We start from the raw sequence: 3856 nt of genomic DNA on the forward strand, positions 1-3856 counted from the left end.
ACTTTATCGGTTTGGCCGACAAACAGGTCGATGATTTCATACAGGCAGAAATAGAACCGGTGCTGTCTGCGTTTGACGGAAGGCTGGAAATGCAGGGCGAGATCAACGTATAAATATGTTTATTTTGCCGCTGTTTGTTTATAATATTAAAAGTTATTATGAAGCTCAAATCTCAAGGAGGTATATGGTATGAAGGATTTAAAAGGCACGAAGACAGAGAAATGTTTACAGGATGCGTTTGCGGGAGAATCCATGGCGCACATGAAGTATTTGTACTATTCGTCCCAGGCAAAAAAGGACGGCTATGTACAAATCTCCAATATTTTTGCGGAGACGTCGGCAAACGAAAAAGAGCACGCAAAGCTTTGGTTCAAATGGCTCCATCCTGACAACAAGATTCCGGACACGATGACAAATTTGAAAGATGCTGCCGCAGGTGAGCATTACGAGACGACGGAAATGTATCCCGGATTCGCAAAGATCGCAGAAGAAGAAGGCTTTACTGAGATTGCGCATGAGTTCCGTGGCGCCGGCAAGGTAGAGAGCGAGCACGAAGCAAGATACAAAAAGCTTGCTGCAAACATTGAGCAGGGCATCGTTTTCGAACGTGATACGGAAGTGCTTTGGCAGTGCTATAACTGCGGTCATATCCAAAAATCCAAAGCTGCTCCTGAAAAATGTCCGGTTTGCCAGCATCCGAAAGCATATTTTCAGCTGAAAGAAGACAATTATTGATCCACATAAAAAATAAAAAAGAGCTTCGGCTCTTTTTTTTTGTGAACAATCGTGCTAAATTAAAGGAGAAATCATGAACCACGGAAGGAAACGACATGATAGATATCTTGCTCGCAACGTATAACGGTGAAAAATATCTGAGAGCGCAGATCAAATCGCTTTTTTTACAAGATTGTCAGGACTTTCGCGTGACCGCGCGCGATGACGGCTCTACAGATCAAACGATGCAAATACTGGAAGAATATGAGGCTGCATACCCGGAACGCTTTCATATCATCAGGGACGGGCAACCGACAGGTAGCGCAAAGGAAAATTTTTTCCGCCTCCTGCAGTATGCGAGTGCAGAATATATCATGTTCTGCGATCAGGACGACATCTGGCTTCCTGATAAGTTGAATCTTACGTTGCAGACCCTGCAGACTGCGCAGAATGAATGGGGAAATGTCCCGCTGTTGGTGCATTCCGATTTAACGGTGGTAAATGATCAGGATCAGGTACTGCATCCATCGCTTTTTGCGCTGCAAAAGCTTGATCGTCAGAGGCGGTATCTGCATCAGCTTTTGCCGCAAAACAACATTACAGGATGTACGATGCTTTTTAACCGGGCGCTTGCAAAGCTGATCCGTCCAAGCGGCGATGCCCTGATGCATGATTGGTGGATCGGGCTGATTGCGGCGGCCTTTGGATATATTATCGTCGCGCCCAACCGCATCCATTACCGCCAGCATATGGCAAACGAGGTAGGGGCTAAGGATGTGAAAAGCGCTTCTTATTTTAAACAAAAGCTGTCGAATACAGGCGATATCCATCAGTCTATTCTCGATACCTACAAGCAGGCGCAGGCATTTGGGGAAACATATGATGATTTGTTGGACGCAGAACAAAAAGAGCTGATCAGGATGTTTACAAGCTTAGGCGATTGCGGAAAATGTGAACGTGCGGGTCTGCTCAAAAAATATAAGCTGTATAAAAGTGGTTTTTACCGTAAGATCGGTCAAATCATTTATGGATAAAATTTTCAACAAAAGGATGGTCAAACAATGAAAGCAGAAATTTTATGTGTCGGTACAGAGCTGCTGCTCGGGGATATTGTGAATACCAATGCGGCGTATATCGCAAAGGAGCTGGCCAATATCGGCATTGATGTGTATTACCAAAGTGTAGTGGGGGACAATAACGACAGGCTGAAAACAGGACTGAATCTGGCGTTTTCACGGGCAGATATTGTTATCATGACCGGAGGGCTTGGGCCGACATATGACGACCTAACCAAGGAAACGGTAGCGGAATATTTTCATAAGGATATGCAGATGGATCAGGCGTCGCTTGAAAGTATTGAGGCGTTTTTTAAAAAAATTGACCGCCCCATGACACAAAACAATAAAAAACAGGCGATGATGCCTGTCGGCGCGACGATTTTTGCAAATGCGCACGGAACCGCTCCCGGGCTTGCGCTCAGTGAGAACGGAAAGACGGCAATCTTGCTTCCCGGACCGCCTTCGGAAATGAAGCCGATGTTTGATGAAAGCGTTGTGCCATATTTGATGGGCTTTTCCGATAAGGTGCTTGTATCCCATAATCTGCGTCTGTTTGGTACGGGCGAATCGCAGGTAGAAGAAATTCTTTATGACTTGATGAAAAATAGCTCAAACCCGACAGTTGCACCATATGCAAAAACAGGCGAGGTCACATTACGTGTTACAGCGGCAGGCGATACGGCGGAGGAATGTGAAAAGTTGATCGCGCCGGTGGTTGCGCAAATCGAGGATAAATTGGGACAGTTTATTTATGGAATAGATGTGGCGAATTTGCAGACAGCAGTCGTAGAGGCGCTCAAGGAAAAACATCTGAGCGTTGCGACAGCGGAAAGCTGTACCGGAGGGCTCATTTCCCAACGCATCACACAGGTTGCGGGTGCAAGCGATGTGTTCGGCTGCGGTGTGTGCTCCTACTCCAACGAAATCAAGCAGTCCATCCTGCACGTGTCAGGAGATACGCTTATGGAATTCGGCGCGGTCTCCAAGCAAACGGCGGCAGAAATGGCACAGGGAGTACGACAGATATCCGGTGCGGATATCGGCGTTTCCACGACAGGGGTCGCAGGTCCTGGCGGCGGCAGCGAAGAAAAACCGGTCGGGCTGGTGTACATTGCCATCGACAGCGAAAAGGTCAGCAAGGTGATTAAATTGAATTTGCAGCGCGGCAGGGTAGACGACAGGGAGCACATCCGCCATATGAGCGCGCAGCATGTTTTTCAAATGATATTAGATGCCCTGAAAAGCTACTGAGCTAACAAACGTTTTTTTCGAAAATTGATTTCTAGAAGGATGATAGAGGCCATAATGATCGCACCGCCAAGGACAAGCGATAAACTTAAAGTCTCGTATCCTAATATCACAGAGAAAATACTGGCAAACATGCCCTCCAGTGATAAGATAAGCGCAGAGCGCGAAGCGGGGATGTGCTGCTGTGCCGTACACTCCAGCCAGTAGGGGATCGCGGTGCACGCGACGCCGAGATAGACAGTGATCCATATACACAGGCCAAACTGGCTGATCTTGCCCGTTGATACTTGCTCGAACAACAGGAAATAGACAAGCGCCATCACGCCAGTAACTGAGATTTGTACAAATGAAAATGACGAAGCCTCCGAATCCTTGGCGGCAAACCCGATATAGGCGATCTGGCAGGCAAATAAAACGGAGCATAGCAAGGAAAGGATATCGCCAAGATTAAAGGCAATTTCCGCATCGAACGCTTTCGTCAGGATGGCAATCCCTAAAAAACCGATCGCCACAGAAATAAATGTTTTGAGTGGCGGTCGTTTCTTTAACAAAAGCCAGCTGATGAATGGAACGAAAATAACATTCAGCGTCGTCAGAAAAGCGTTGTTGGATACAAGCGTATACTGCATGCCTATGGTTTGCAGCAAAAAGCCGGCGCCCATAAAAAGTCCGGCAATGATGCCATGCCGAAGCTGAAGCTTTGTCATAGAGCGTATCTTTTTAAATGAGACGAGCAAAATAGCGAGCGCGGCAAAAAGCATACGAAACATAAGGAGCATTGCGGAGGGCATACCGTTTTGCTGGAGATACTTGGTGGCAATAAAGCCCGTACCCCA

The 3856-nt window shown here is 46.9% G+C and carries 4 protein-coding genes; 3 read left to right on the forward strand and 1 reads right to left on the reverse strand.

Going from position 1 to position 3856, the window contains the following annotated elements; translation table 11 throughout:
• The first annotated feature begins 189 nt into the window (after positions 1-189).
• The 3 genes from rbr to VB081_RS02765 all read left to right on the forward strand — a co-directional run bounded on the left by rbr (position 190) and on the right by VB081_RS02765 (position 3023).
• The gene (rbr, locus tag VB081_RS02755; RefSeq protein ID WP_323399324.1) at positions 190-735 is read left to right on the forward strand and encodes a rubrerythrin; all 546 of its coding nucleotides are present in this window, start codon (positions 190-192) and stop codon (positions 733-735) included.
• Between the two features lie 95 nt (positions 736-830).
• Positions 831-1748: a glycosyltransferase family 2 protein gene (locus tag VB081_RS02760; protein WP_323399325.1), complete on the forward strand. Its 918-nt coding sequence runs from the start codon at positions 831-833 to the stop codon at positions 1746-1748.
• A 27-nt stretch (positions 1749-1775) separates the two neighbouring features.
• On the forward strand, positions 1776-3023 hold the full coding sequence (locus VB081_RS02765) for a competence/damage-inducible protein A (protein ID WP_323399326.1): 1248 nt from the start codon (positions 1776-1778) through the stop codon (positions 3021-3023).
• Here VB081_RS02765 and VB081_RS02770 read toward each other — a convergent pair.
• Positions 3017-3856: DMT family transporter (locus VB081_RS02770; protein WP_323399327.1), on the reverse strand; the 840-nt coding region annotated here is incomplete at its 5' end. The two genes, VB081_RS02765 and VB081_RS02770, sit on opposite strands and share 7 nt — an antisense overlap.

Source organism: Christensenella sp. (assembly GCF_034927525.1).
Classification (GTDB): Bacteria; Bacillota; Clostridia; order Christensenellales; family Christensenellaceae; genus Christensenella.